Source organism: Enterobacter sp. GD03975 (assembly GCF_029838645.1).
Taxonomy (GTDB): Bacteria; Pseudomonadota; Gammaproteobacteria; order Enterobacterales; family Enterobacteriaceae; genus Enterobacter; species Enterobacter quasihormaechei.
In genome coordinates, this window is sequence record NZ_JAOBZC010000004.1 from 107,176 (window position 1) to 132,862 (window position 25,687).

Genomic DNA, 25,687 nt, shown 5'->3' on the forward strand with positions numbered 1-25,687 from the left:
GCGGGGGATGGGAAGGAAGGTAGGATTATTGCAGTTCGAATTCGGCTTTGTTCACGCGGGCGGAATCCACGCCGATGAAGACGTTAAATTTGCCCGGCTCGGCATCGTATTTCATCTGCTGATTCCAGAACTTCAGCGCATTCACGTCAATCGGGAAGCTGACCGTTTTGGTTTCGCCCGGCTTCAGGTTGACCTTCTCGAATCCGCGCAGCTGTTTCACCGGACGGCTCATGGAGGCCGTAACGTCCTGCACGTACATCTGGATCACCGTCGCGCCTTCGCGTTTGCCGCTGTTGGTCACATCCACGCTGGCGGTCACGCTGCCATTACGCTTCAGAGTCGGAGCCGACATTTTCACGTCAGAGACCGTAAACGTGGTGTAGCTCAGGCCGTAGCCAAACGGATACAGCGGGCCGTTCGCCTCATCGAAATAACGAGACGTGTACTTGTTCGGCTTGTCGGCGTTGTACGGGCGGCCGGTGTTCAGGTGGCTGTAGTAAACCGGGATCTGCCCGACGGAGCGTGGGAAGGACATCGGCAGCTTGCCTGACGGGTTGTAATCGCCAAACAGCACGTCGGCGATGGCGTTACCCCCTTCGGTACCGGCGAACCAGGTTTCCAGAATGGCATCAGCCTGCTGGTCTTCTTTCACCAGCGCCAGCGGACGACCGTTCATCAGCACCAGCACCAGCGGCTTGCCGGTGGCTTTCAGGGCCGCGATCAGGTCGCGCTGGCTTTGCGGAATGGTGATGTCGGTACGGCTGGAGGCTTCGTGCGCCATCCCCTGCGCTTCACCCACCACGGCGACCACCACGTCAGACTGCTTCGCGGCGTTTACCGCTTCGTCAATCATCTCCTTCGGCGTGCGCGGATCGACCTTCACCGCTTCCTCATACTGATTAAGGAAGGTGACGATGTCTTTATCATCGGTGACGTTCGCACCTTTGGCGTAAACCACTTTTGCGTTATCACCCACGGCGCTCTTAATACCGGTCAGCACCGTGACGGACTGATCGGCCACGCCCGCGGCGGACCAGCTGCCCATCACGTCACGCTTGCTGTCGGCCAGCGGGCCGACCACGGCAATGGTGCCGGATTTTTTCAGCGGCAGCGTCTCAAGACGGTTTTTCAGCAGCACCAGGCTTTCGCGCGCCACTTCGCGGGCTTCTTTGCGGTGCAGGCGGCTTTCGGCATTGGTGTCCGCCGGATCAGACTCCTTCGGCCCCAAGTGGCTGTACGGATCGTTAAACAGCCCCATGTCATATTTCACGTTCAGCACGTGGCGCGCGGCATCGTCCAGCTCCGCCATCGTCACCTTGCCGCTCTTCACCAGCCCCGGCAGGTATTTGCTGTAGTACTCGTCGCTCATGCTCATGTTGATGCCGGACTTGAGCGCCACGCGTACCGCATCTTCCGGGTCAGACGCCGTGCCGTGCTTGATCAGCTCTTTAATCGCGCCGTGGTCTGAAACGGTGATGCCCTTAAAGCCCCACTGGTCGCGCAGCACGTCTTTCAGCAGCCACGAATCGGAGGTGGCAGGCGTGCCGTTCAGCGAGTTCAGCGCCACCATCACCGCGCCGCTGCCCGCGTCCAGCCCCGCTTTGTACGGCGGCATGTAGTCGTTGAACAGACGCTGGGGGCTCATGTCGACGGTGTTGTACTCTTTGCCGCCCTCCACCGCGCCGTAGGCGGCGAAATGCTTGACGCTGGTCATCACCGAGTAACGATCTGCCGGACTTTTGCCCTGCATCGCTTCCACCATGGTTTTGCCCATCGTGGCGGTTAACCAGGTATCTTCACCAAAGCCTTCCGAGCCGCGGCCCCAGCGCGGATCGCGGGAAACGTCAACCATCGGCGCCCAGGTCATGTTCAGGCCGTCGTCTGCGGCTTCATATGCCGACACGCGCCCCACGGTTTTCACCGCATCAAGATTAAACGAGGAGGCCAGGCCAAGGCTGATCGGGAAGACGGTACGCTGACCGTGCACCACGTCATAGGCGAAGAAGAGAGGAATTTTCAGGCGGCTGAGCTGCATGACCTGATCCTGCATGGCGCGGATATCCTGACGGGTAACGGTGTTAAAAATCGCTCCGACCTGGCTCTCTTTGATCATCTCGCGGATCGCTTCTTTCGGGTTATCCGGGCCGACGCTGATCAGGCGCAGCTGGCCGATTTTCTCATCGACCGTCATCTTTTTGAGTAAATCCGTGACAAAGGCGTCGCGGGCTTCAGGCGTGAGCGGGTGTTTACCAGACAAATCCTCTGCCATCGCAGGTTGCAGCGCCAGGCTGACGGCGACACCTACAGAACATAGCCATTTCATGTTGTTATTCTCTCTCATCAATAACCGCGGGAAGCACCCGGCCAGACCGTACGAAAATCGCAGTGTGCCACAAACCCGTAAACCCGTGCAGGGTTATTCTCTGATTTTTCTCATGAATACCCGACCGCTTAACGGCTAATCGCGCTATGCTTTACAGCGAGAAATTTGCCCCACCACAAGGAGTGGAAGATGTCTTCTGTTCGAACTGACGATAACACTACTTTTATTAACGAACTGTCGCGCCTGGTGGGTCACTCTCACCTGCTTACCGACCCGGCCAAAACCGCCCGCTACCGTAAGGGCTTTCGCTCCGGACAGGGCGACGCGCTGGCGGTGGTTTTCCCCGGCACGCTGCTCGAACTGTGGCGCGTGCTGAGCGCCTGCGTTGCGGCAGACAAGATTATTTTAATGCAGGCTGCGAATACCGGCCTGACCGAAGGCTCCACGCCGAACGGCAACGATTACGATCGTGACATCGTGATTATCAGCACCCTGCGCCTCGACAAACTGCACCTGCTGGACAAAGGCGAACAGGTGCTCGCCTTCCCCGGCACCACGCTCTACTCGCTGGAAAAAGCGCTTAAGCCGCTAGGACGCGAACCGCACTCGGTGATCGGCTCGTCGTGCATTGGCGCCTCGGTGATCGGCGGGATCTGCAACAACTCCGGCGGCTCGCTGGTGCAGCGCGGCCCGGCGTACACGGAAATGTCGCTGTTTGCCCGTATCGATGAAAACGGTAAGCTGACGCTGGTAAACCATCTGGGCATCGATCTGGGCGTAACGCCAGAGCAGATCCTCAGCAAGCTCGACGATGACCGCGTGAAGGATGAAGACGTTCAGCACGATGGCCGCCACGCGCATGACCACGATTACATCACCCGCGTGCGCGATATCGACGCCGATACGCCGGCGCGCTATAACGCCGATCCGGATCGCCTGTTTGAATCCTCCGGCTGCGCGGGCAAGCTGGCCGTGTTTGCGGTGCGCCTTGATACCTTCCCGGCAGAGAAAAAGCAGCAGGTGTTTTACATCGGCACCAATCAGCCGGAGGTGCTAACGGAGATCCGCCGTCATATTCTGGCCGACTTCACGCACCTGCCGGTGGCGGGCGAGTATATGCACCGGGACATTTACGACATCGCCGAACGCTACGGTAAAGACACTTTCCTGATGATCGACAAGCTCGGCACCGACAAAATGCCGTTCTTCTTCACCATGAAGGGCCGCACCGACGCGATGCTGGAGAAAGTGTCGCTGTTCAAGCCGCACTTTACCGACCGCTTTATGCAGAAGCTGGGCAACGTCTTCCCGGCGCATTTACCTGAGCGGATGAAGACCTGGCGCGACAAGTATGAGCACCACCTGCTGCTGAAAATGGCCGGGGACGGCATTGCCGAAGCGCAGAGCTGGCTTACCGAGTTCTTCAAAACTGCCGACGGGGATTTCTTCGCCTGTACGCCGGAAGAAGGCAGTAAAGCCTTCCTGCACCGCTTCGCCGCGGCGGGTGCTGCTATCCGTTATCAGGCCGTCCATTCCGAAGAGGTGGAAGATATTCTGGCGCTGGATATCGCGCTGCGTCGCAACGATACCGAGTGGTTTGAACACCTGCCGCCGGAGATCGACAGCAAGCTGGTGCACAAGCTCTATTATGGCCACTTTATGTGCTATGTCTTCCACCAGGATTACATCGTCAAAAAAGGCGTTGATGCGCATGCGCTGAAAGAGCAGATGCTCGCGCTGCTGCACGCGCGTGGCGCACAGTATCCTGCCGAGCACAACGTGGGGCATTTGTATAAAGCGCCGGAGACGCTTACACAGTTTTATCGCAAAAATGACCCGACAAACAGTATGAACCCCGGCATTGGTAAGACAACGCGGAAGAAATACTGGAAAGAGAGCCCCGAACCAGCGCAGCACATTACGCCATCCTCTGATGAACGCCTCTAGCCAAAATTAAGAGATTGTTAAGCGCTCCTCAAACGTACTAGAGTAACGGCTTATTGCCAGAGAAACGTTTCTCTGGCTTGCCAAACGAGGAGCGGGCAGAACATGTCGGCTGTAGAGAGTTTACCCGAAACCGAAATCGAGGTGCGCGACGCCCTTCCTGACGATGCGCATGCTATCTCGGCAATATACGCCTGGCACGTGCTTCATGGACGTGCCTCCTTTGAGGAAGTTCCTCCAACCGTCGATGAGATGCGCCAGCGGATAAAAAACGTGACCGATAGCGGGTTACCGTGGCTGGTCGCGCTATATCGCGGCATCGTCGTCGGCTACTGCTACGCCACGTTTTATCGTCCGCGCCAGGCTTATCGATATACCCTTGAAGAATCCATTTATGTGGATGCCAGCACTACCGGCCGCGGGTTTGGTTCGATCTTACTCCAGGCGCTGATCGCCCGGTGTGAACAAGGACCGTGGCGGCAGATGATTGCCGTGGTCGGCGACGGGCAAAATAACCCCGGGTCGTTGCGGCTGCATAAAAAGCACGGTTTCGACATTGTGGGTCAGCTCAGAAGTGTGGGATATAAAAAAGGCGACTGGCGGGACACGGTGATGATGCAGCGCCCGCTCAACGACGGTGAATGGACGCTGCCTGAGTAAGGCGCTTTCGCCCGGTGGCGCTTCGCTTACCGGGCCTACGTGTCGAGGCCGCTGTAGGCCGGGTAAGGCGAAGCCGCCACCCGGCACACGCTAATGGCTCAGTCGTTCTGCGCCGTCGCCATCTGTTCCGCTTTCTGCTTCTTATACGCCAGTGCTGAAGCCGGCACCGGCTGCACTTTCCCGGTTTCAATCCAGGTTCGCAGGCGGCTCGCATCCGCAAAGTGGGTGTATTTGCCGAAGGCATCCATCACCACCAGCGCCACCGGCTTACCGTTAAATACGGTGCGCATCACCAGGCAGTGGCCTGCCGCATTGGTGAATCCGGTCTTGGTTAGCTGAATATTCCAGTTATCGCGATACACCAGATGGTTAGTGTTGCGGAACGGCAGCGTATACGCCGGGCTTGAGAAGGTTGCCATCTCCTCACGCGTGGTGCTGAGCTGACCAATCAGCGGATATTGCTTGCTGGCGATCAGCAGCTTTGTTAAATCACGCGCCGTCGAGACGTTATGGATCGACAGGCCGGTTGGCTCCACGAAATGGGTATTTTTCATCCCCAGCGATTTGGCTTTCGCGTTCATCGCGCGGATAAACGCGTCGTAACCGCCAGGATAATGGTGGGCGAGGCTCGCCGCCGCGCGGTTCTCTGAGGACATCAGCGCCAGCAGCAGCATATTTTTACGGCTGATTTCACTGTTCAGACGCACGCGAGAGTAGATCCCTTTCATCTCTGGCGTGTGGCTGATATCCACTTTCAGCTTTTCGTCCAGCGGCAGTCGTGCATCTAGCACTACCATCGCGGTCATGACTTTGGTTATGGAGGCTATCGGGCGCACCAGATCCGGGTGGCTGGCGTAGATGACCTTGTTGGTGTTCAGGTCAACGATCATCGCACTGCCGGAGGCAATCTGGGGTTGCGCAGCGGTTGTTGCGACTGCGGGCGTTTTGGCGATGGCTGGCGCGGTAGCGGACACGCCGAACAGCAGCGCAAGACTAAGGAGTGACACTCGGAATTTCAGCATGATGAGACTTCTGATAATGATTCACGCACGTGATGACGTACACCGCCTGCGTCGACGGATAAACGCAGGCTGGCTTTGGCATCATAGCGGCCACCGTGCGTTGTCGCCAGCGGAGAATCGTGACCAGATGCTGCATTGCTGGCATTTACGCCAGCAATGCAGGGAACTTAAAAGAGACGGTATCCATAACCCCAGAGAATAACCGTCAGGGCCAGTAGCGCCTCCAGGACCAGCACGCCGATGGCAAGCGTTGAGCTGGAGAAGCTCAGGCCCTCTTCTTTATTGATATTCAGGAAGGTGGGAACCCCCACATACAGCAGATAACCGGTGTAAAAGAGGGCTACCGTACCGATCAGCGCGCACAACCAGACCAGTGGATAGAGCGCGACAATACCGCTTAAGAACAGCGGGGTCGCGACGTATCCGGCGAAGACCATACAGTGTGCCAGCGACGGGCGCTGCGGATAGTTACGCGCCATCCAGTGGATGACCCGCCCCATCACCGCCACCCCGGCCAGCATCAGGCCATAGAACAGAATGGCCATGTACAGTCCGGTAAACCAGGAAAGCTGAACCACGGTGCCGTCACCAAAGTTCCAGCCGATTTGCGTAGTACCTATAAACGCGCAGACCACCGGCACCGCTGCCATCAGCAGGACATGGTGGGTGTAGTGATGCGCGACCGTTTCGTTCTCGTTACGGATCACCTGCATTTCACGATCGGGATGGGAGAAAAGTCCCCAGACATGGTTCATAACGCCCCCTTGTTGTCGGCCCGTCAGCGATAGCTTAAGTATAATGCAGGCTTTAGATTATTTTATGTACAGTGGGAAATTTCCGTTGATTGCCGCGCGGTTGATGGATGGGGTATATGATTAACGCAGGCACAGTAAGGGAGACGACGTTTACTTAATGGATATCAACGGTCTTATTGAACAATATGGATACGCCGCGCTGGTGATCGGCAGCGTGGCAGAGGGCGAAACCATCACGCTGCTGGGCGGGGTGGCCGCACATCAGGGATTGCTGAAATTTCCGCTGGTGGTCGCCGCCGTCGCATTGGGCGGTATGATTGGCGATCAGCTGCTCTACTTTCTGGGGCTACGTTTCGGCCCGACGCTTTTGCACCGTTTTGCTAAACATCAGAAGAAAATTCGCCGCGCCCAGCGGCTGATCCAGCGACATCCATATCTGTTTGTGATTGGCACCCGCTTTATGTACGGTTTTCGCATCATTGGGCCGATACTGATTGGCGCGAGCCGCTTACCGCCGAAAATTTTCCTGCCGCTGAACATTATCGGGGCGATTGCCTGGGCGTTGATTTTCACCACGCTTGGCTACGCGGGTGGCGAAGTGATTGGCCCGTGGCTGCATAATCTTGACCAGCACCTGAAGCACTGGGCGTGGTTGATCCTGGTGGTTGTGGCGGTGATTGGGGTGCGGCTGTGGCTGAAGCATCGTGAAAAGCGCCGGGATGAAGAATGAGTGCGGCCTGATGCCCTCACCCCGGCCCTCTCCCGGGGTGAGGGGGAAACTTATTCCGCTGGCTTAAACTGCGGATTCGCCAGCATAAAACCACCATCAACGATAAACGACTGTCCGGTGGTATAGCTGGCGTCGTTGTCGCATAGCCAGGCCACCAGGCTGGCAATTTCTTTGGTGTGGCCGGGGCGCGCCAGCGGAATTGACGGCATAGATCCCTCTTTCACTTCACTGCCGTCCATATCGTTCATGGGCGTGGCAATCGCACCGGGGGCGACGGCGTTCACCAGGATCTTATGCTGCACCAGTTCCAGCGCCATTGATTTGGTTAACCCACCCAGAGCGTGCTTTGCGGCGGTATAGGCGCTGGCATCCGGCAGCGGCGTATGTTCATGAACCGAGGTGATGTTCACGATTCGCCCCCCTTCCCCCTGCTTCACCATCTGACGCGCCGCGATTTGCGAGCAGAGAAACGCGCCGTCCACGTCAACGGTGAAAATGTTCCGCCAGTCATCAAACGACAGTTCCAGAAAAGGCGCTTTGTTCATCGCCCCGGCATTGTTAACCAGCACGTCCAGCCGCCCGAAGCGGGAAATCAGCGTTTCGATGGCCTTTGCGCCTTCCGGCAGCGTGCCCAGGTCAAGATGGATGGCCTCGGCACGCTGACCGCGCGCTTCAACCTCACGGCAGGTTTCCAGCGCCCCTTTTTCATCTGAATGCCAGGTCACCCCGATATCAAACCCGCGTTCGGCCAGCATCAGGGCCGTCGTTTTACCAATCCCTGAATCCGATGCGGTAACAATTGCGACTCGCGTCATACTCACCTCCTGAAAATCTGCAAAGAGGTAAGTATAGATAATGCGCGATTTTAGACGTGATGATATCCACCGCCCAGCGCGGACGTGAGCTGTAGCGTGGCGTCCACGTACTGGCCTTGCAGCATTAATCCTGCAATCTGCTCTTTCAACGCCGGAATTTTTGCTTCACTCACCCGGGAGCCGGCAATGATCCCCGCGCTGAAGCGCGCCTGCGCCAGTCCAACGACGCGCGCGGCGTCTTTTTCGACCTTCCGCTGGTGCTGATTTTTGGCGGTCAGGGTTTCCACTTCACTGGCCGTCCGGGCGACTTGGTTTACGGCCTCCACCACGGCCTTGTTGTAGTTCGCCACGGAGAGGTTATTCTGCGCCTGGGCGATATCCAGGTTCGCATTTAACCGACCGCTGTCAAAGACTGGCAGCGTCAGACCCGCGGTCACGCCCATTTGCTGCGCGGAAGAGCGGAACAGGTCGCTCAGGTGCAACGCATCCTGCTGCAAGAACGCCATCAAATTGACGTCGGGATAGAACGCGGCTTTGGCGGCCTCCACTTCGCTCATGGACGCTTCAATATACCAGTGCGCCTCCTGCAAATCCGGGCGGCGAGCCAGCAGCGCATAGCCGAGCGTTGACGGCAGCGACGCCTCTACGTCAGGCAGTGCATGCCGGGCGAGCGTGATCGAAGGGGTATTGGTCAACGCGTTCAGACGCGCTTCAATGGCCTTCATTTTACCCTTCACGTCAGCGAGCTGTTCATCGGTTTTGCTGGCATTGATATCCGTTTCAACGCCCTCTACGGAGGAGGTGATCCCGTGCTGATAGAGTTCACGATCGGCGCCGATGATATTTTCCTGCTCCTGTTTGATCTGCGTGAGCACATCACCCACGGCGGCCTCGGTCTGCCATTCCCAGTACAGCCGCGCGACGCTGCTGGCGAGCAGCTGGCGGGTCTGCTCCAGCTCCGCTTTTTGTGCATTCACTTTACCGATGCGGGCCTCAATCTGGGCGCGATTTTTTCCCCATAAATCCAGATCCCAACCCGCCGTCAGGCCAAAGGTGCCGTTGGTATACCAAGGGCCGGTTGTTCCCGCCGCCGGGTCGGTCAGGGCAAACGGTCCCATCAGCCCCTCTGCCGACATCTTTTGCCGTTCAACATCGGCGGAAAAGTCCAGCTGTGGGCCATCAGCGGCGACAGCGGCTTTCGCCTGCGCTTCCGCCAGGGTGACACGCTGTCGGGCAATTTCCATATCCGGCGCATCCGCTATCGCTTTGGCGATAAGCGAGTTGAGCTGGGGGTCATTATAATCTTTCCACCATTCGCTTTTTGGCCAGTCGGCATGGCTCAGCTGGGTATTTACAGCGGCGGCGGTGGCTTGCGTTTTAATTGGTGACACCGTGGCATGTTCTGGCGCACAAGCGGCCAGCATAAAAATCAGGGGAGCACTCAGAGATAAAGTAAGGGAACGTTTCATTACGCCATGCACTCAAAAAAAATAAAGGCGCAACTTACGCTTACTGGCGTTCCGTTTTTTAGTAACGCGTGGCAATCCGCATAATGTTATACATTTTCATATCCGGAAATTTATTCCCCAAGACAATGATTTAATTTCATGTATTCATGCTAGTTATGAATTGGCTGCTACACTTACTCACGACAGACATACGCAGGAGAGGCGAATGAAAATATTATTGTGGGTTATTTTGATTATATTTCTGATAGGGCTGCTGGTGGTAACCGGCGTATTCAAGATGATTTTCTGATTCTTCTGCCCGGCTCCGCGCCGGGCAAAGGTATTTACGCCTGGCTCAGCCCTTCGACTGGATGACGCGGGCAATATCCGCAGACGTCTGTAGCGTACGGATCTCCTGAAATAACCCCAGCGCTTCGCCGTACTCTTTACGCAAATAGCTCAGCCACTGTTTGATACGCGCAACGTGATACAACCCGGTATCGCCCTGCTTTTCCAGCCGCGTGTATTTTTGCAGGAGTTTCACCACCTCAGCCCACGACATACGCGGCTCATTATACTTCACCACCCGGCTGAGGTTCGGCACGTTCAGCGCGCCGCGTCCAATCATCACCGCATCGCAGCCGGTGGCTTTCAGACACGCCTGCGCGCTCTCGTAATCCCAGATTTCGCCGTTGGCGATAACGGGAATGGTAAGGCGTTTGCGGATCTCGCCAATAGCCTGCCAGTTAATGCGCTCGGCTTTGTAGCCATCCTCTTTAGTACGCCCGTGCACCACCAGCTCGGTGGCGCCCGCCTGCTGCACCGCATCGGCAATTTCAAACTGCTTATCCCTGCTGTCCCATCCCAGACGCACTTTGACCGTCACCGGCAGATGCGATGGCACCGCCTCACGCATGGCCTTTGCGCCGCGATAAATCAGCTCCGGATCCTTTAGCAACGTTGCCCCGCCGCCGCTGCCGTTAACCAGCTTTGACGGACAGCCGCAGTTAAGGTCGACGCCGTACGAGCCAAGCGCGACCGCGCGGGCGGCGTTTTCAGCCAGCCACTCCGGATACTGACCGAGCAGCTGAATGCGCACCAGCGTACCGGAGGGGGTGCGGCTCTGACGATGCAGCTCCGGGCAGAGGCGATAAAATGATTTTTCTGGCAGCAACATATCGACCACGCGCAAGAACTCCGTCACGCAGAGATCGTAATCGTTCACCTCGGTCAGCAGCTCGCGCACGAGCGAGTCGAGCACGCCTTCCATCGGGGCCAGTAAAACACGCATTCTGAGTACCTGTGAAAAAAGACGCGCTATAGTAGCTGCTCTCTATGACTGTGGAAAGCCCGGCGTTCCATTCAGGAATGTCTGTTATGCTCAAAATTCATGTTGTGATCCGTGGCACATTTTCAGGTTTAATTGTATGATGAATACGTCTCAGCAAGGACTTTCACCATGAGCAAATCACTGAATACTATCTGGCAATACCTTCGGGCCTTCGTCCTGATTTATGCCTGCCTGTACGCCGGCATTTTTATCGCGTCGCTGCTGCCGATTACCATACCCGGCAGCATTATCGGCATGCTGATCCTCTTTGTGCTGCTGGCATTACAGGTGCTGCCCGCGAAATGGGTCAACCCGGGGTGCTTCGTTCTCATTCGCTATATGGCCCTGCTTTTTGTGCCTATCGGCGTTGGGGTTATGCAGTATTACGATGTGCTTAAAGCGCAATTCGGCCCGATAGTCGTCTCCTGCGCCATCAGTACGCTGGTGGTTTTTCTGGTGGTCAGCTGGAGCTCACATATTGTGCATGGCGAACGTAAAGTGGTTGGGGAGAAAACAAAAAAATGATGGAAAATATCTGGTGGTCCCTGCCGTTAACCCTGGCGGTGTTCTTCGCTGCCCGTAAGCTTGCGGTTCGTTTTAAAATGCCGCTGCTGAACCCGCTGCTGGTCGCCATGGTGGTGATCATTCCTTTTCTGCTGCTCACCGGCATTCCTTATGAACGTTACTTCGCCGGGAGCAAAATCCTCAATGATTTATTGCAGCCTGCCGTGGTGGCGCTGGCGTTTCCTTTATATGAGCAACTGCATCAGATCCGCGCGCGCTGGAAGTCCATCATCACCATCTGCTTTGTGGGTAGCCTGGTGGCGATGATCACCGGCACGTCAGTAGCCCTGTTGATGGGCGCGTCGCCGCAGATTGCCGCCTCTATTCTGCCGAAATCCGTTACCACGCCGATCGCCATGGCCGTGGGCGGCAGCATCGGAGGCATCCCGGCCATTAGCGCCGTATGCGTGATTTTTGTCGGCATCCTGGGGGCGGTGTTTGGCCATACGCTGCTGAATATCATGAAAATACGCACCAAAGCGGCGCGCGGTCTGGCGATGGGTACCGCCTCGCACGCACTGGGCACCGCGCGCTGTGCGGAACTGGATTATCAGGAAGGGGCATTCAGCTCGCTGGCGCTGGTGATTTGCGGGATTATTACCTCCCTGGTCGCGCCGTTTATCTTCCCGATTATTCTGGCCGTGATGGGCTAAAATTTGCGATGCGTCGCGCAAATTTCATTTTCATTTCATAAGTTGCACACATAATGAGATTTGGATCACATATAAAGGCCGTTCGGCTCCGTACACTACCGATCCATTAACCTTGATGAGGCAACGTCATGCATCCACGTTTTCAAGCTGCTTTCTCCCAGCTTGCAGAGAATTTGCAATCAGCCCTGGCTCCGGTTCTGGCGGATGCGCATTTCCCCGCCCTGCTGACGGCAGATCAGGTCACGACGCTTAAGCAGGCAACGGGGCTGGACGAAGACGCGCTGGCTTTCGCCCTGCTGCCGCTGGCGGCTGCCTGCGCCCGCGCTGACCTTTCCCATTTTAACGTAGGCGCGATTGCGCGCGGCGTAAGCGGGACCTGGTACTTCGGCGGGAATATGGAGTTTCTCGGTGCGACCATGCAGCAAACCGTTCACGCGGAGCAGAGCGCTATCAGTCACGCCTGGCTGCGCGGTGAAAAAGCCCTGCGCGCCATTACCGTCAACTACACTCCTTGCGGCCACTGCCGCCAGTTTATGAATGAGCTGAACAGCGGGCTTGAACTGCGTATCAACCTGCCGGGCCGCGCGCCGCATACGCTGGGCGATTACCTGCCCGACGCTTTCGGCCCGAAAGATCTTGAGATCAAAACCCTGCTGATGGACGAGCAGGATCACGGTTATGCGCTCTCTGGGGATGCGCTCAGCGAAGCGGCCATTTCAGCCGCCAACAAAAGTCACACGCCGTACAGTAAATCCCCAAGCGGCGTCGCCCTTCAGTGCCGCGACGGTCGCATCTTCACCGGGAGCTATGCTGAGAATGCCGCGTTCAACCCGACGCTGCCTCCGCTACAGGGCGCACTGAACCTGCTCAGCCTGAACGGGTATGACTATCCGGATATTCAGCGCGCGATCCTGGCTGAAATTGCCGATGCGCCGCTGATCCAGTGGGACGCAACCGCAGCCACGCTGAAAGCGCTGGGCTGTTCAACCATCGACCGCGTGCTGCTTGCCTGATCGTCCCGGCGGGCAGAAATGCCCGCCAGTCTGACGAAAAACCCCTCAGTTGATTCGCTGTTTCTTGCGCTAACCAGGCGGGTACAGTAGCCTGAGGGAAATTTCATCATCGGTACGAGCCATCTGCATGTTAAAGCGCGTGTTTTACAGCCTGTCTGTCCTGGTCGGCATACTGCTGTTGATCGTGCTGGGTCTCGACCGCTGGATGAGCTGGAAAACAGCCCCCTACATTTTTGACGATCTTCAGGACCTTCCCTACCGTCAGGTTGGCGTCGTGCTTGGTACTGCCAAGTATTACCGCACCGGCGTCATCAATCAGTATTACCGATATCGTATTCAGGGCGCCCTGAACGCCTACAACAGCGGCAAGGTGAACTATCTGCTGTTAAGCGGCGATAACGCCCTGCAAAGCTATAACGAACCGGTGACGATGCGCAAAGATTTGATTGCCGCAGGCGTCGACCCGGCCGATATCGTGCTCGACTACGCCGGATTCCGCACCCTTGATTCCATCGTGCGTACCCGCAAGGTGTTCGACACCAACGATTTCATCATCATCACCCAGCGTTTCCACTGCGAGCGGGCGCTGTTTATCGCCCTGCATATGGGGATCCAGGCCCAGTGCTACGCCGTGCCGTCGCCAAAAGATATGCTGAGCGTACGCGTACGTGAGTTTGGCGCCCGTTTTGGCGCGCTGGCTGACCTATACCTGTTCAAGCGTGAACCGCGCTTCTTAGGCCCGCTGGTGCCAATCCCGGCGATGCATGAAGTGCCTGAAAATGCGCAAGGTTATCCGGCGGTGACGCCGGAGCAGCTGCTGGAAATGCAGAAGAAGTAATAACTGATGTCGGGTGGCGGCTTCGCCTTACCCGACCTACGATCGCGATTTTGTAGGCCCGGTAAGCGTCGCGCCACCGGGCAAAAAAAGGCCCGCTACGTGAGCGGGCCTGTTCATTCTGAAGAACTTATTTCTTACGCGCGTACTTCAGTGAATCCAGGGCAACCGCGAAGATGATGATCGCACCCTTGATGATGTACTGCCAGTAGGGATTCACGCCGATGTAGGTCAGGCCATAGTTGATTACGGTGAAGATGATCACACCGGTCACCACGCCCAGCACGGTACCCACGCCGCCGCTGAAGGAGACCCCGCCGACCACGCAGGCCGCAATCGCATCCAGTTCGTACATAAAGCCGAGGTTGTTGGTCGCAGAGCCGATACGGCCCGCTTCCAGCATCCCGCCAAAGGCATAGAACACGCCGGACAGGGCATAAATCATCAGCAGGTTCAGCGCAACGTTGACCCCGGAGACTTTCGCCGCTTCCGGGTTGCCGCCGATGGCGAAAATGTTTTTACCGAAGCGGGTTTTGTTCCACAGGATCCAGACGAACGCCACCGCAATCAGCGCATAGAAGGTGATATAGGAGAGACGGAAGCTGCCCAGAGCAACAAACCCCTGCGTGAAGGTCGAGAAGCCGCTGTCGAAGCCAGAGATCGGGGACGCGCCGACGAAATCGTAGTACAGGGAGTTGATACCGTAAACGATGATCATCGTACCCAACGTGGTGATGAATGGCGTTACGTTCAGGTAAGCAATGATGATGCCGTTAATCAGGCCGATCACCGCGCCGATGGCGCACACAATCAGGATCACCACGAAAATTGGCATGGTCGCCATCTCCGGGAACACCTTGTTGGCGTTTTCCATCGACTGCAACAGGGTCGCCGCAATGACCGCCGCCAGACCGACCTGGCGCCCTGCCGAAAGGTCAGTCCCCTGGGTAACGATAAGCCCCGCAACGCCCAACGCGATAATAATACGCACGGAAGACTGGGTCAGAATGTTACTCAAGTTCAGCAGACTTAAGAACGTAGGGTCCTGGAAAATAATAATTGCGAGCAAGACTAAAAGAACAACGTAAATACCGCCTTCTTTCAGATAAGTGAGAAAACTTTTTTTATTTAACGCACTCATGAGGAGCCCCTGATCTTAAAGGTGCAAAGACGCAAGACGCAAAATTTCGTTTTGCGTTGTCGTTTTGGTGTCAACAATACCGGCAACGAGACCATTGCTCATAACCAGAATACGGTCTGTGATCCCTAACAATTCCGGCATTTCGGAAGAAATAATAATGATCCCTTTATCTTTTTTGGCCAGCTCCGCGATCAGCTGGTAAATCTCAAATTTTGCACCAACGTCGATACCGCGCGTAGGTTCATCCAGCATCAGGATCTCAGGCTGGGTCAATAACCAACGGCCGATAATAACCTTCTGCTGGTTCCCTCCCGAGAGTGAACCGATTTGCGTGCGGTGCCCCGGCGTTTTCACGCGCATGGAGTCAATCACCCACTGGGTATCGCTCTTCATACGGGAATTATCCAGCAGGCCGATTTTACTTTTATAGTTACGGATATTCGAAATCAACGAGTTAAAGTTAATATCGAGATACGCATAAATGCCGGTCGAGCGGCGCTCTTCCGTCACCAGCGCAAAACCATGATTAATGGCTTCGTTAGCGTTGTGGTTATTAATTTTCTTGCCGTGCAGCGTAATGGTGCCGCCCGACTTTTCACGGATGCCAAACAGGGTTTCTACGATATCGGTGCGCTTCGCGCCTACCAGCCCTGCGATGCCCAGAATCTCGCCCTTGTGCAGATCGAAAGAGACATCACGAATGGACGGCTGACGCAGCGAGGTCAGGTTACGCACCTCCAGAATCACTTCGCCTGGCTTGTTTTCTTTATCCGGGAAGCGCTGGTTCAGAGAACGACCGACCATCATGGCGATGATCTTGTCCATGTCCAGCCCTTCCAGCGGCTGGGTGGCAATCCACTGGCCATCTCGCAGAATGGTAATTTCATCGCACAGCTGGAAGATCTCTTCCATTTTATGTGAGATATAGACAATGCCGCAGCCGCGATCTTTCAGCTTACGAATAATGGTAAAAAGGTGATTAACCTCTTTTTCCGTTAATGACGACGTTGGTTCGTCCATGATCACGATTTTGGCATCATAGGAGAACGCTTTGGCAATTTCGATCATCTGCATCTGGGAAACCGATAATGTCCCGACGCGTGCGCGCGGGTCGATATCAATATCCAGCTCATCAAAAATGGCTTTGGTGTCGCGATACATTTTATCCTGATCGACAAAGACACCTTTGGTTGGATAGCGGCCCAACCACATATTATCCATAACCGAACGTTGCAGAACCAGGTTTAACTCCTGGTGAACCATTGAGATACCGTTTTCCAGCGCTTCTTTCGCTGAATGGAAATCGATCTCTTTTCCCTGAAAAAGAATACTGCCGGAATCTTTTTGATAGATCCCAAAAAGGCATTTTAATAATGTTGATTTACCCGCACCGTTTTCACCCATTAACGCGTGAATAGAGTGAGGACGAACTTTTAAATTAACATTATCGAGTGCCTTAACCCCGGGGAATGACTTGTTGACACCGGTCATTTCCAGTAAGTATTCACCGGACGGCTGAGTAGTTGTGCTGACCATAATTATACCTTGTTGGCCTCGCATATCGCGTTATAAAAGGGCGCAACGAATTGCGCCCAGTGAAGACAAAACGAAAATCTTATTTACCGATAAACTCAGCCAGGTTGGACTGGTCTACGCCCACGTAAGGAACGCGAACGATTTTATTTTCAATTTTCCAGTTGGTTCCGTCAGCGGCACCTTTACCGTCGGCCAGGTTTTTCGCCAGATCGAAGGTGGCTTTCGCCTGGTTGTTAGCATCGTTCAGCACGGTACCGGCCATTGCGCCAGATTTCACCAGCGCCAGCGCTTCTGGCAGAGCATCCACGCCGAAGACAGGAATAGCGGATTTGTTGTGAGCCTTCAGCGCTTCAACGGCGCCCATAGCCATCGCGTCGTTGTTGGCGATGACCACTTCAATTTTGTTCGCGTTCGGGCCAGAGAGCCACGCGTCCATCTTATCTTTCGCCTGAGCGGTATCCCACATCGCGGTATCTAACGCCAGCTGCTGGGTTTTCAGGCCTTTGTCGTTCAGCTCTTTGATGACGTAGGTGGTACGGGCTTCAGCATCCGGGTGGCCCGGCTCGCCTTTCAGCAGAACGAACTGCACCTGACCGTCTTTGTTCAGGTCCCAGTTCGGGTTTGCTGCCCAGTGTTTCGCAATCAGATCGCCCTGGATAATACCGGACTCTTTGGAGTCAGTACCCACGTAATACGCTTTATCGTAGCTGTCCAGCGCCTTACGGGAAGGTTCTTTGTTGAAGAAGACGATTGGCACGTTCTGGCCGCGCGCTTTCTCGATAACCGTGCCTGCTGCGGCCGGGTCAACCAGGTTAATAGCCAGCGCTTTCACGCCTTTTGCCAGCAGAACGTCAATCTGATCGTTCTGTTTGGACTGGTCGTTCTGGGAGTCATTCATCAGCAGCTGTACGTCTGGCGCTGATTTAGCATCTTTTTCAATTGCTTTGCGCACAACAGACATGAAGTTATCGTCGTATTTATAGATAGTCACGCCAATACGGGTATCCGCAGCGTGAGCTGCTGCGCCAAAAAGCATGCTTGCCATGACAGCAGACAGAGTCAACACCTTCTTATTCATGGTATCTCCGGTTTTTTTTATGCAGGGTAGTTCTGGTGAAAAACGGCAGGCGGGCAGATGTTAATAAAACGTTACTGATCGCCGACGTTCACTTATAAAATGTCCAGCTTCCGTGTTCGGTAACGCTCCAGAAATGCGTTTTATTCGTTGTCTGAGGCGTTCTGGCAACGGTAAAAATGAATAATCACCGTTACATTGTGTTTCAGCCCCTAAAACGCTGACATCATAGACAGCGGCTTGTTAAGATACTGTGAATTTACTCACAGATTGAAAACGGTTACATCACGTGATGTTATCAGTTAGTGATCGGAGCCACAGTTTGCCGAATAGCGACCGAATGGCGGCGGACTAAAGTCGGCATAAAACAATGCGTTGCGTCAGGATCTAACAGCCCGGCCGCCCCCTGTAACGCCAGCTCTGTCGCGAGTTTCGCCATCGACGCAATGGGATAACGTACCGTTGTCAGCTGCGGATCGGTGTAACGGGCAATGGGGATATCATCAAAACCGATCAGCGATAAATGCTGCGGCACCGCAATGCCATTGTCTTTCAGCGCGGTAAGCGCACCTGCCGCCATGCTGTCGTTATAGGCAAACACGGCTGATAGCTGAAGGTTACGCCCCAGCAGTTCAACCATTGCCGCTTCACCGCCCTGCATGTCCGGCGAACCGGTGCCGACCCAGCTCTCAAGGGGCGCAATGCCCTGCTCTTTCAGGGCATTTTGCCAGCCTTCGCGGCGCATCATGTCGTCTTCAATACCGTGGCTGGAAGCCAGATAGCCAATGCGCTGATGGCCGTTGCTGATGAGCATCCGCGTCGCCATCATTGCGCCGCTGACGTTATCCAGACCGACGCAGCGGTGCGCGTAACCGGGGACGATGCGGTTGATCAGCACCATACCGGGGATCTGCTCCATAAACCCGGCCAGCTCTTCATCGCTCAGGGCTTTAGAGTGCACAATCAGGGCGTTACAGCGCTGGCGGATCAGTACCTCAATGGCATAGCGCTCTTTCTCAGCCTCGTGATAGCTGTTGCCAATCAGCACGTATTTCTGGTGCTGCTGGGCAACAACGTCCACCGCTTTGACCAGCGCACCGAAGAATGCGTCCGACACGTCCATCACGACTACGCCAATGGTATCGCTGACCTGCGTCGCCAGCGCCTGCGCGTTGGCGTTTGGCCGGTACCCCAGCTGGGTCACGGCTTTCATTACGGTTTCACGCGTTTCAGGGCTGACCAGCGCGCTGTTGTTCAGCACGCGGGAGACGGTAGCAACAGAAACACCCGCCTGGCGGGCGACGTCACGAATGGTGATCATATTCACCATCCTTTAAAGGATTGCAGCAACTCACAGACACCCCCTGTGTTTAGCAAGGTGGCTATTCTGGCAGCGAGAGAGAGGAGACTACGTGAAGAAGCTCACACAGATGAAAACGCTTACATCCGTTTTGTTAATGATTGTGATCCAGATCGTTATCTGGATGTTTTACGTAATGATGTACCCGACGCAAGGGCGGTTAGCTGGCGCCATGCCCACTCCAGCGGGCCCTGGCGGAAATAGCGCAGCCAGACAACGGAAAACACTACGTTAACAATCCAGACCGGAATAACAAACGCCAGCAGCGTCAGGCGGTCGAATTTCATAAACAGGCCGAATCGGTAGAAAAGCGTGGTGCAGATCAGGGTTTGCAGAATGTAATTGCTTAACGCCATCCGTCCAACGCAGGCCACCGCGCTGACGATCCACAGGCGGGAGAGCCGCGGCCAGAAGCCGTAAATCAACGCCGCATAGCCGATAGTCTGGAACGGCGCGCTCAGCTCGCGCGGTACCTGAAGCAGGAACGCACACCAGCGGTAATCCCAGTGAAGATGCCACTGCATAATCACCGACGGGAGATTGACGATAACGCCGAGCAGCACCAGCCCTGCCCCCGTTCGACGATAGTGTCGCAGGCTAAACTCCCCTTTCAGCCAGCCGGTGCGCATTAAGGCTGCGCCCATCAGCATCATCCCCGCCAGCTGCCAGCCGTATTGCGCGCCCAGCGCCAGCAGGTTATCGCCGAGCATATCGGCCCGGTTGCCGATCGCCTCCATGCCGCCTTTCAGCTTCCAGAACTGCTCATATTGCAGGTTGGCCGCATCCGGGATCCACGACCGACTGGTAGCGTCATCGGCAATCATGCCGAGCAGCAGCAGCACGGCCAGCCCCATGACATAGAGCATCACGCCGGTATTAAACAGGCTTTTTACGCCGGGCGCGTCGCGGATCAGCCGCCAGCAAATAAGGCCTACCAGGCCATACGCGAGCAGAATATCGCCGTCCCAGAAAAGCAGCCCGTGAATAAAGCCAAGGATGACCAGCAGCGTTAAGCGCGACTGGATCCAGCGCGTACCGCGTTTGAGGAGAAGCTGAAGTCCCGCGCCAAAAAGAAGCGCAAAGAGGGTCAGGAATTTCACCTGAGCGAAGAGGTCGAGAATTGCCCACGTCCAGGCATCGCTGCGCGTGATGTCGCCATACCACGCAGGATTCAGATAGGCGGCCTTCGGCAGACCGAAGGCGCTGATATTCAGCAGCAGGATACCGAGAATGGCGACGCCGCGAACAAAATCGAGCGTGACGTTTCGCTCCATGGTCCCTGCCCTGTCTGATTAGTTGTGGTGACGCACGGCGCGCAGGAACTCCTGGCGGGTGTTCTGGCTCGATTTGAACAGGCCGCCCAGCGAGGTGGTCGTGGTCGCGCTGGTGGCATCACGCACGCCGCGCGCTTTCACGCAGTAGTGCACCGCGTCGATGGACACCGCCACGTTGTTGGTACCCAGCAGGGTTTGCAGCGCAGTCAGGATCTGCTGCGTCAGACGTTCCTGCACCTGCGGACGCTGGGCGAAGAACTGCACGATGCGGTTGATTTTGGACAGGCCAATAACCGTATCTTTTGGAATATAAGCCACCGTCGCTTTACCGTCGATCGTCACAAAGTGATGCTCGCAGGTGCTGGTCAGCGTGATATCGCGTACCGTCACCATCTCATCGACCTTCATCTTGTTTTCAATGACGGTAATTTTCGGGAAGTTCGCGTAATCCAGGCCGGAGAAAATTTCGTCGACGTACATTTTCGCGATGCGGTGCGGCGTCTCCATCAGGCTGTCGTCGCTCAGATCGAGATTCAGCAGTTGCATGATCTCCGTCATATGGCCGGCGATCAGACTCTTGCGGGTAACATTGTCCAGCTCCTGCACGGGCGGGCGCAGTGGCGTTTCAAGACCGCGCGCAACCAGCGCTTCATGGACAAGGGCTGCTTCTTTACTGAGTGATGGCATTCTTTTCTCCTGCAGGTGTGGCGTCTTTTGCCCTCGTTGTGGCAAAAGTGTGCGCTCATTGTGCGTGAGGCGACGCACATAATCCAGTATTCACGACGATAATTATTGCAATTGCTGTTGCCTTTCAACCTGACGGTTCCAGACTAACGCCCCGCCAACGAACAGCGCGATCCCCGCCAGCCCCAGCGCAGGTTCAAGCCGGTGCGTGAGCCAGGTCGACAGCGCCGACGTGACCGGCCCCACCAGCTGACCAATGGCATACCCGGTAGTGAGCAGTCCCGCCATATAACGTGCGTGGTCGGGCGCCAGTTCGCGACCGTATAGCAGAGAGAGCTGCACGGCGCAGAGGAACCCGCCGCCCACCAGCATCCCTCCCGTCAGCAAACCGCCAATGCCCGGCAGCAGCCAGGCCGCCAGCACACCAATCCCCTGTAGCCAAAGGACAATCGCCAGCCTGCGGTTAGCGCTTGACGTATGCCGCAGGGCAATGCTGAGCGCAATTCCCACCACCGAAGCGGCGCCAAATATCGGCCAGACAAACTGCGCAAACAGGCTGCCGGGAAAACGCACCGCCGCCATTTGCGATAAAAAGGTCGCCGGGAGGATATAGCCGAATCCCGCCAGGCTGTAGCTCCAGACCAGACGCTTTAAATTTGCGGTCAGGAGCAGCGGCTCAGGAGCGGACCCCGGGCGGTGAAGCTGACCCGCGCGCGGCAGATACCGTGCTACCAGCGCAATCAGCACCAGCGCCAGGACGCCGTAGATTTGCCATGCCGCCCCGGCGGAAAGGGATTTGGCCTGAATATAAACCGCCAGCAGGCCGCTCAGCGCAATGCCGGCGCCAGGGCCGGCAAAAACCGCCGCACTGAGCCCCGGCTTGCCCAACTGCCCCAGCCGCTCGTTGGTCCAGGCGGCAATCAGCACCATCGACCAGCCGCTCATGCAGCCAATCACGAAGCGCAGCAGGCCGTGAACGACGGCGTTATCTGCCGCTGCGGAGAGCAGCGTCAACGCCACCGCGCCGATAATCCCCAGCCAGAGACGCGTTTCAACGAAGCGATGGGCGCGCATGGCATCCCATGCGCCGACCAGATAGCCCAGATAGTTCATCGCCGCCACCAGGCCCGCGCTGGTAAGCGTGAGTTGCCCGGCGGCAATCATCAGCGGCACCTGAGGCGTGAAGGCAAAGCGCCCTATCCCCATTGCCACGACCAGAACCACAAATCCGCTGAGCGCGATACGCAGCGCCATGATCGCTCCAATTGTTAAAGAAAAGTAAATTTATGATGCAACATCTCGTCGTCCTGCGAAAGTGAAAGTTGCTCACAGGTCAATGAAAACGCTGTATTATGCGTTTTATGAATCGTCTTACCTTTAAGGAGCCCTGCATGGAACTGCTCGAAGAGCATCGTTGTTTTGAAGGTCGACAGCAGCGCTGGCGGCACGACTCCACCACGCTGAATTGTGCAATGACGTTCAGCATTTTCCTGCCCCCTGCGGAAAATCCACCGGTGCTGTACTGGCTTTCAGGCCTGACCTGTAACGACGAAAACTTCACCACCAAAGCGGGAGCACAACGTATTGCCGCTGAACTGGGCATTGCCCTGGTGATGCCAGACACCAGCCCGCGTGGCGATGACGTGGCCGACGATGCCGGATACGATTTGGGTAAAGGTGCCGGATTCTATCTCAACGCCACCGAACAGCCGTGGGCGAGCCATTACCGCATGTATGACTACATTCGCGACGAACTGCCGGCGCTGATGCAGTCTCAGTTTGCGGTCAGCGAACGCTGCGCAATAAGCGGGCATTCGATGGGCGGCCACGGCGCGCTGATCATGGCGCTGAAAAATCCGGGTAAGTACGTCAGCGTGTCGGCATTTGCACCGATTGTGAACCCAACGCAGGTGCCGTGGGGGCAAAAAGCCTTTACGCACTATCTGGGTAACGACAGTCAAAAATGGCAGGAATGGGACAGCTGCGCGCTGATGCTGGCAAGCAGGACGGAAGATGCGATTCCGATGCTCATCGATCAGGGTGATGCGGATCAGTTCCTCGCCGGACAGTTACAGCCTGCGGTGCTGGCTGAAGCGGCGCGCCAGAAGGACTGGCCGCTGACGCTGCGCATTCAGCCGGGATACGATCACAGCTATTACTTTATGGCGTCCTTTATTGAAGATCATCTCCGCTTCCATGCGGAACATTTGTTCAGGTAAGTTCAGCCTTTTTGCCCGGTAGCCTCCTGCATACCGGGCCTTTCCCCTCCCCCTCATTTACATAATTCTATCCGCTTGAATCCAGGCTGGTTTCCTTTCACCTTCGTCAAACACAAATGATTTCAATTATCATTTGTGTTTACAATTCTACATTCTTTTGTACAATTCCAGGCTCTTCTCCATCTTAAAGAGTTCTTAAAAGACAAAAACATACAGTTCTCAGGGTTATCCCGATGGAGTTTTATTCATTTTTATACGGAATGTACAAATGACAATACCCCGCATTAAGCTCCTGGCCGTCGCCGTTGGCGCTGCCACATTCACCCCTCTCGTTCACGCAGCCGATCAGGACACCGTTGTCGTCACCGCGACGGGTTTTGAACAAAAGATCCAGAATGCCCCCGCCTCCATCTCTGTTATTTCGAAACAGCAGATTGAAGATAAAGCCTACCGTGATGTTACCGATGCCCTGAGAGACGTCCCGGGCGTTGTCGTCACCGGCGGCGGGAGTAGCAGTGATATCAGCATTCGCGGCATGGCATCTCAGTACACCTTGTTCCTCGTGAACGGCAAACGCGTCAGTACGCGAAGCACCCGCCCCAACAGCGACAACTCGGGTATTGAACAAGGCTGGCTGCCGCCGCTGGAGTCCATTGAGCGCATTGAGGTTATCCGCGGCCCGATGTCCTCACTTTACGGCTCCGATGCGATGGGGGGCGTAATTAACGTCATTACCAAAAAAGTCTCGAACACCAAAGCCTGGACCGGTTCGTTGCACGGCGATGCAACCTTCCAGGAAAACCATGATTCCGGCGATATCTTCCAGACCAACGCCTACGCTTCTGGTCCTCTGATTGACGGGCTGCTTGGCGCAAAAGTGACGGGGCTGTTGTCACGCCGCGCCGAAGATAAAATCGTGAACGGGTATAACGAGCAGAAAATGCGTAACGGTGGCATAACCCTGAACTTCACCCCGGATGAGAAGAACGATTTCGATCTTGATTTTGCTCGCGAGCTTCAGGACAGAAACAGCACGCCAGGGATGTCGAAAGCGGCTGAAACCTGCCGGGGAACGACCTGTAAGCCAAATACCAAAAGCGACTCGCGCTATGAGCACACGACCTACTCCTTAACCCACAGCGGGTATTACGACGACTTCAATACCACCAGCTATATCCAGCAGGAAGAGACCAATAATCCAGGTCGCAAAATGCGCTCGTATAACACCACCTTCAACAACCAGAACCAGATTTTCCTCGGCGATCATACATTGACCCTCGGCGGACAGTATCGGTATGAGAAACTGCGCGACAAGGGCAATCAGCTGGAAGCGGCGGACGGTCTGAACAAACTGACGCGCTGGAGCTGGGCCCTGTTTGCCGAAGATGAATGGTCAATGACGGAAAGCTTTACGTTGACCGGCGGCCTGCGTATGGACAAAGACCAAAACTACGGGACGAACTGGACGCCGCGCGGTTACGGCGTATGGCACCTGGCCGATCACTGGACGTTGAAGGGCGGGGTTTCGGCTGGCTATCGTGCGCCGGATCTGCGTCAGTCGTCTGCCAGCTGGGGCCAGGTAACGGGTGGTGGCCGTCTTGACGGTATCATCGTCGGCAACCCGGATCTGAAACCAGAGAAGAGCCTGAGCGAAGAGCTCGCCCTGCTCTGGGATAACAACGATAACCTGAATGCCGGTGTGACGCTGTTCAATACCGACTTCAAGGACAAGATTACGGAAGTTCGCCGCTGTAACAGCAGCGCCGATCCCGCCTGTACGATTGGCGATCACAGCTATGATTTCGTGAGCGACCGCGTCAACGTGGATAAAGCCAACATGCGCGGCGTGGAGTCCTCCTTCGGGTGGAAAATCTCGCGCGATGTAAACTGGACCGCAAACTATACCTATACCGAATCCGAGCAGAAGAGCGGTCAGTTCTCAGGCAAGCCGCTGAACAAGATGCCTAAGCACATGTTTAACACCACCCTGGACTGGCAGGCGACGCCCGACGTCGGTTTCTGGAGCCGTCTGAACCTTCGCGGTAAAACGTCTGAGTACCTGAGCCGCACGTCAATGTCACAGGGCACGCCGTCCTACACTCAGGTTGATGTTGGTCTGCGCTACAACGCGAACAAAAACCTGTTGGTTACCGCCGGTGTGTATAACGTGCTTGATAAGCAGATTGACTACGACACGTATGACACCGTGCTGGACGGGCGTCGCTATACGGTTGGCATGACCTACAGCTTCTGATCTGCCCATAAAAAAGCCCGCTCGGTTGAGCGGGCTTAAAGAGAGGAAGTGC

General features: G+C 56.0%; 22 protein-coding genes. 9 read left to right on the top strand and 13 right to left on the bottom strand.

The features are described 5' to 3' along the window. Positions 1 to 25: 25 nt before the first annotated feature. Positions 26 to 2,323 carry a beta-glucosidase BglX gene (gene bglX / locus N5C09_RS09210; protein ID WP_279748914.1) on the bottom strand — a complete coding sequence of 766 codons (2,298 nt, stop codon included), beginning with the start codon at positions 2,321 to 2,323 and terminating at the stop codon, positions 26 to 28. 189 nt (positions 2,324 to 2,512) lie between these two features. Here bglX and dld point away from each other — a divergent pair, with 189 nt between their 5' ends. Together dld and N5C09_RS09220 are read left to right on the top strand one after the other, a co-directional pair. Then, on the top strand, positions 2,513 to 4,270 hold the full coding sequence (gene dld, locus N5C09_RS09215; protein ID WP_063868317.1) for a D-lactate dehydrogenase: 1,758 nt from the start codon (positions 2,513 to 2,515) through the stop codon (positions 4,268 to 4,270). 102 nt (positions 4,271 to 4,372) lie between these two features. Beyond that, positions 4,373 to 4,927: a GNAT family N-acetyltransferase gene (locus N5C09_RS09220; RefSeq protein WP_279748915.1), complete on the top strand. Its 555-nt coding sequence runs from the start codon at positions 4,373 to 4,375 to the stop codon at positions 4,925 to 4,927. Positions 4,928 to 5,025: 98 nt separating this feature from the next. On the opposite strand, the gene pbpG is transcribed toward N5C09_RS09220, so the two are convergent. Both pbpG and N5C09_RS09230 read right to left on the bottom strand, forming a co-directional pair. After that, positions 5,026 to 5,949, bottom strand: a complete 924-nt coding sequence (pbpG, locus tag N5C09_RS09225) for a D-alanyl-D-alanine endopeptidase (RefSeq protein WP_063868315.1) — start codon at positions 5,947 to 5,949, stop codon at positions 5,026 to 5,028. A gap of 167 nt (positions 5,950 to 6,116) precedes the next feature. Further along, complete coding sequence (locus N5C09_RS09230; RefSeq protein ID WP_063868314.1) at positions 6,117 to 6,704, bottom strand: Yip1 family protein; 588 nt, start codon at positions 6,702 to 6,704, stop codon at positions 6,117 to 6,119. A 157-nt stretch (positions 6,705 to 6,861) separates the two neighbouring features. Between N5C09_RS09230 and N5C09_RS09235 the strand changes: the two genes are divergently transcribed. Beyond that, positions 6,862 to 7,434 (top strand): DedA family protein, encoded by a 573-nt coding sequence (locus N5C09_RS09235; RefSeq protein ID WP_063868313.1) that lies wholly within the window; start codon positions 6,862 to 6,864, stop codon positions 7,432 to 7,434. A gap of 50 nt (positions 7,435 to 7,484) precedes the next feature. Here N5C09_RS09235 and N5C09_RS09240 read toward each other — a convergent pair whose 3' ends face one another. From N5C09_RS09240 to dusC, 3 genes are all read right to left on the bottom strand, one after another. Beyond that, positions 7,485 to 8,249, bottom strand: a complete 765-nt coding sequence (locus N5C09_RS09240) for an SDR family oxidoreductase (protein WP_279748916.1) — start codon at positions 8,247 to 8,249, stop codon at positions 7,485 to 7,487. A 50-nt stretch (positions 8,250 to 8,299) separates the two neighbouring features. Then, entirely contained in the window at positions 8,300 to 9,718 is a 1,419-nt protein-coding gene (mdtQ, locus tag N5C09_RS09245) for a multidrug resistance outer membrane protein MdtQ (protein WP_279748918.1), read from the bottom strand. Between the two features lie 334 nt (positions 9,719 to 10,052). Further along, positions 10,053 to 10,988 carry a tRNA dihydrouridine(16) synthase DusC gene (dusC, locus tag N5C09_RS09250; protein WP_279748920.1) on the bottom strand — a complete coding sequence of 312 codons (936 nt, stop codon included), beginning with the start codon at positions 10,986 to 10,988 and terminating at the stop codon, positions 10,053 to 10,055. A gap of 168 nt (positions 10,989 to 11,156) precedes the next feature. Between dusC and N5C09_RS09255 the strand changes: the two genes are divergently transcribed. The 4 genes from N5C09_RS09255 (at position 11,157) to sanA (ending at position 14,095) form a co-directional block, all read left to right on the top strand. Continuing rightward, the gene (locus tag N5C09_RS09255) at positions 11,157 to 11,552 is read left to right on the top strand and encodes a CidA/LrgA family protein (RefSeq protein WP_003859308.1); all 396 of its coding nucleotides are present in this window, start codon (positions 11,157 to 11,159) and stop codon (positions 11,550 to 11,552) included. Further along, on the top strand, positions 11,549 to 12,244 hold the full coding sequence (locus N5C09_RS09260; RefSeq protein WP_279748921.1) for a CidB/LrgB family autolysis modulator: 696 nt from the start codon (positions 11,549 to 11,551) through the stop codon (positions 12,242 to 12,244). Before N5C09_RS09255 ends, N5C09_RS09260 begins: the two co-directional genes overlap by 4 nt. A 128-nt stretch (positions 12,245 to 12,372) precedes the next feature. Then, positions 12,373 to 13,257, top strand: a complete 885-nt coding sequence (gene cdd, locus N5C09_RS09265; RefSeq protein WP_279748922.1) for a cytidine deaminase — start codon at positions 12,373 to 12,375, stop codon at positions 13,255 to 13,257. A 127-nt stretch (positions 13,258 to 13,384) separates the two neighbouring features. Then, positions 13,385 to 14,095: an outer membrane permeability protein SanA gene (gene sanA, locus N5C09_RS09270; protein WP_063450315.1), complete on the top strand. Its 711-nt coding sequence runs from the start codon at positions 13,385 to 13,387 to the stop codon at positions 14,093 to 14,095. A 127-nt stretch (positions 14,096 to 14,222) separates the two neighbouring features. On the opposite strand, the gene mglC is transcribed toward sanA, so the two are convergent. The 7 genes from mglC to N5C09_RS09305 form a co-directional block, all read right to left on the bottom strand. After that, positions 14,223 to 15,233 (bottom strand): galactose/methyl galactoside ABC transporter permease MglC, encoded by a 1,011-nt coding sequence (gene mglC / locus N5C09_RS09275; protein ID WP_003859318.1) that lies wholly within the window; start codon positions 15,231 to 15,233, stop codon positions 14,223 to 14,225. Between the two features lie 15 nt (positions 15,234 to 15,248). Next, positions 15,249 to 16,769: a galactose/methyl galactoside ABC transporter ATP-binding protein MglA gene (gene mglA, locus N5C09_RS09280; protein ID WP_063450316.1), complete on the bottom strand. Its 1,521-nt coding sequence runs from the start codon at positions 16,767 to 16,769 to the stop codon at positions 15,249 to 15,251. A gap of 79 nt (positions 16,770 to 16,848) precedes the next feature. After that, entirely contained in the window at positions 16,849 to 17,847 is a 999-nt protein-coding gene (mglB, locus tag N5C09_RS09285; protein WP_063450317.1) for a galactose/glucose ABC transporter substrate-binding protein MglB, read from the bottom strand. A 295-nt stretch (positions 17,848 to 18,142) separates the two neighbouring features. Next, positions 18,143 to 19,165, bottom strand: coding sequence for an HTH-type transcriptional regulator GalS (gene galS, locus N5C09_RS09290; protein WP_063450318.1), 1,023 nt, complete (start codon positions 19,163 to 19,165; stop codon positions 18,143 to 18,145). 155 nt (positions 19,166 to 19,320) lie between these two features. Next, the gene (yeiB, locus tag N5C09_RS09295; protein ID WP_279748923.1) at positions 19,321 to 20,478 is read right to left on the bottom strand and encodes a DUF418 domain-containing protein YeiB; all 1,158 of its coding nucleotides are present in this window, start codon (positions 20,476 to 20,478) and stop codon (positions 19,321 to 19,323) included. Positions 20,479 to 20,496: 18 nt separating this feature from the next. Beyond that, positions 20,497 to 21,165, bottom strand: a complete 669-nt coding sequence (folE, locus tag N5C09_RS09300) for a GTP cyclohydrolase I FolE (RefSeq protein WP_064910334.1) — start codon at positions 21,163 to 21,165, stop codon at positions 20,497 to 20,499. 102 nt (positions 21,166 to 21,267) lie between these two features. Continuing rightward, on the bottom strand, positions 21,268 to 22,416 hold the full coding sequence (locus N5C09_RS09305) for a YbfB/YjiJ family MFS transporter (protein WP_279748924.1): 1,149 nt from the start codon (positions 22,414 to 22,416) through the stop codon (positions 21,268 to 21,270). Between the two features lie 137 nt (positions 22,417 to 22,553). Between N5C09_RS09305 and fghA the strand changes: the two genes are divergently transcribed. Further along, complete coding sequence (gene fghA, locus N5C09_RS09310) at positions 22,554 to 23,381, top strand: S-formylglutathione hydrolase (protein ID WP_279748925.1); 828 nt, start codon at positions 22,554 to 22,556, stop codon at positions 23,379 to 23,381. A gap of 268 nt (positions 23,382 to 23,649) precedes the next feature. Further along, complete coding sequence (locus N5C09_RS09315; RefSeq protein ID WP_047367964.1) at positions 23,650 to 25,635, top strand: ligand-gated channel protein; 1,986 nt, start codon at positions 23,650 to 23,652, stop codon at positions 25,633 to 25,635. Positions 25,636 to 25,687: the final 52 nt, after the last annotated feature.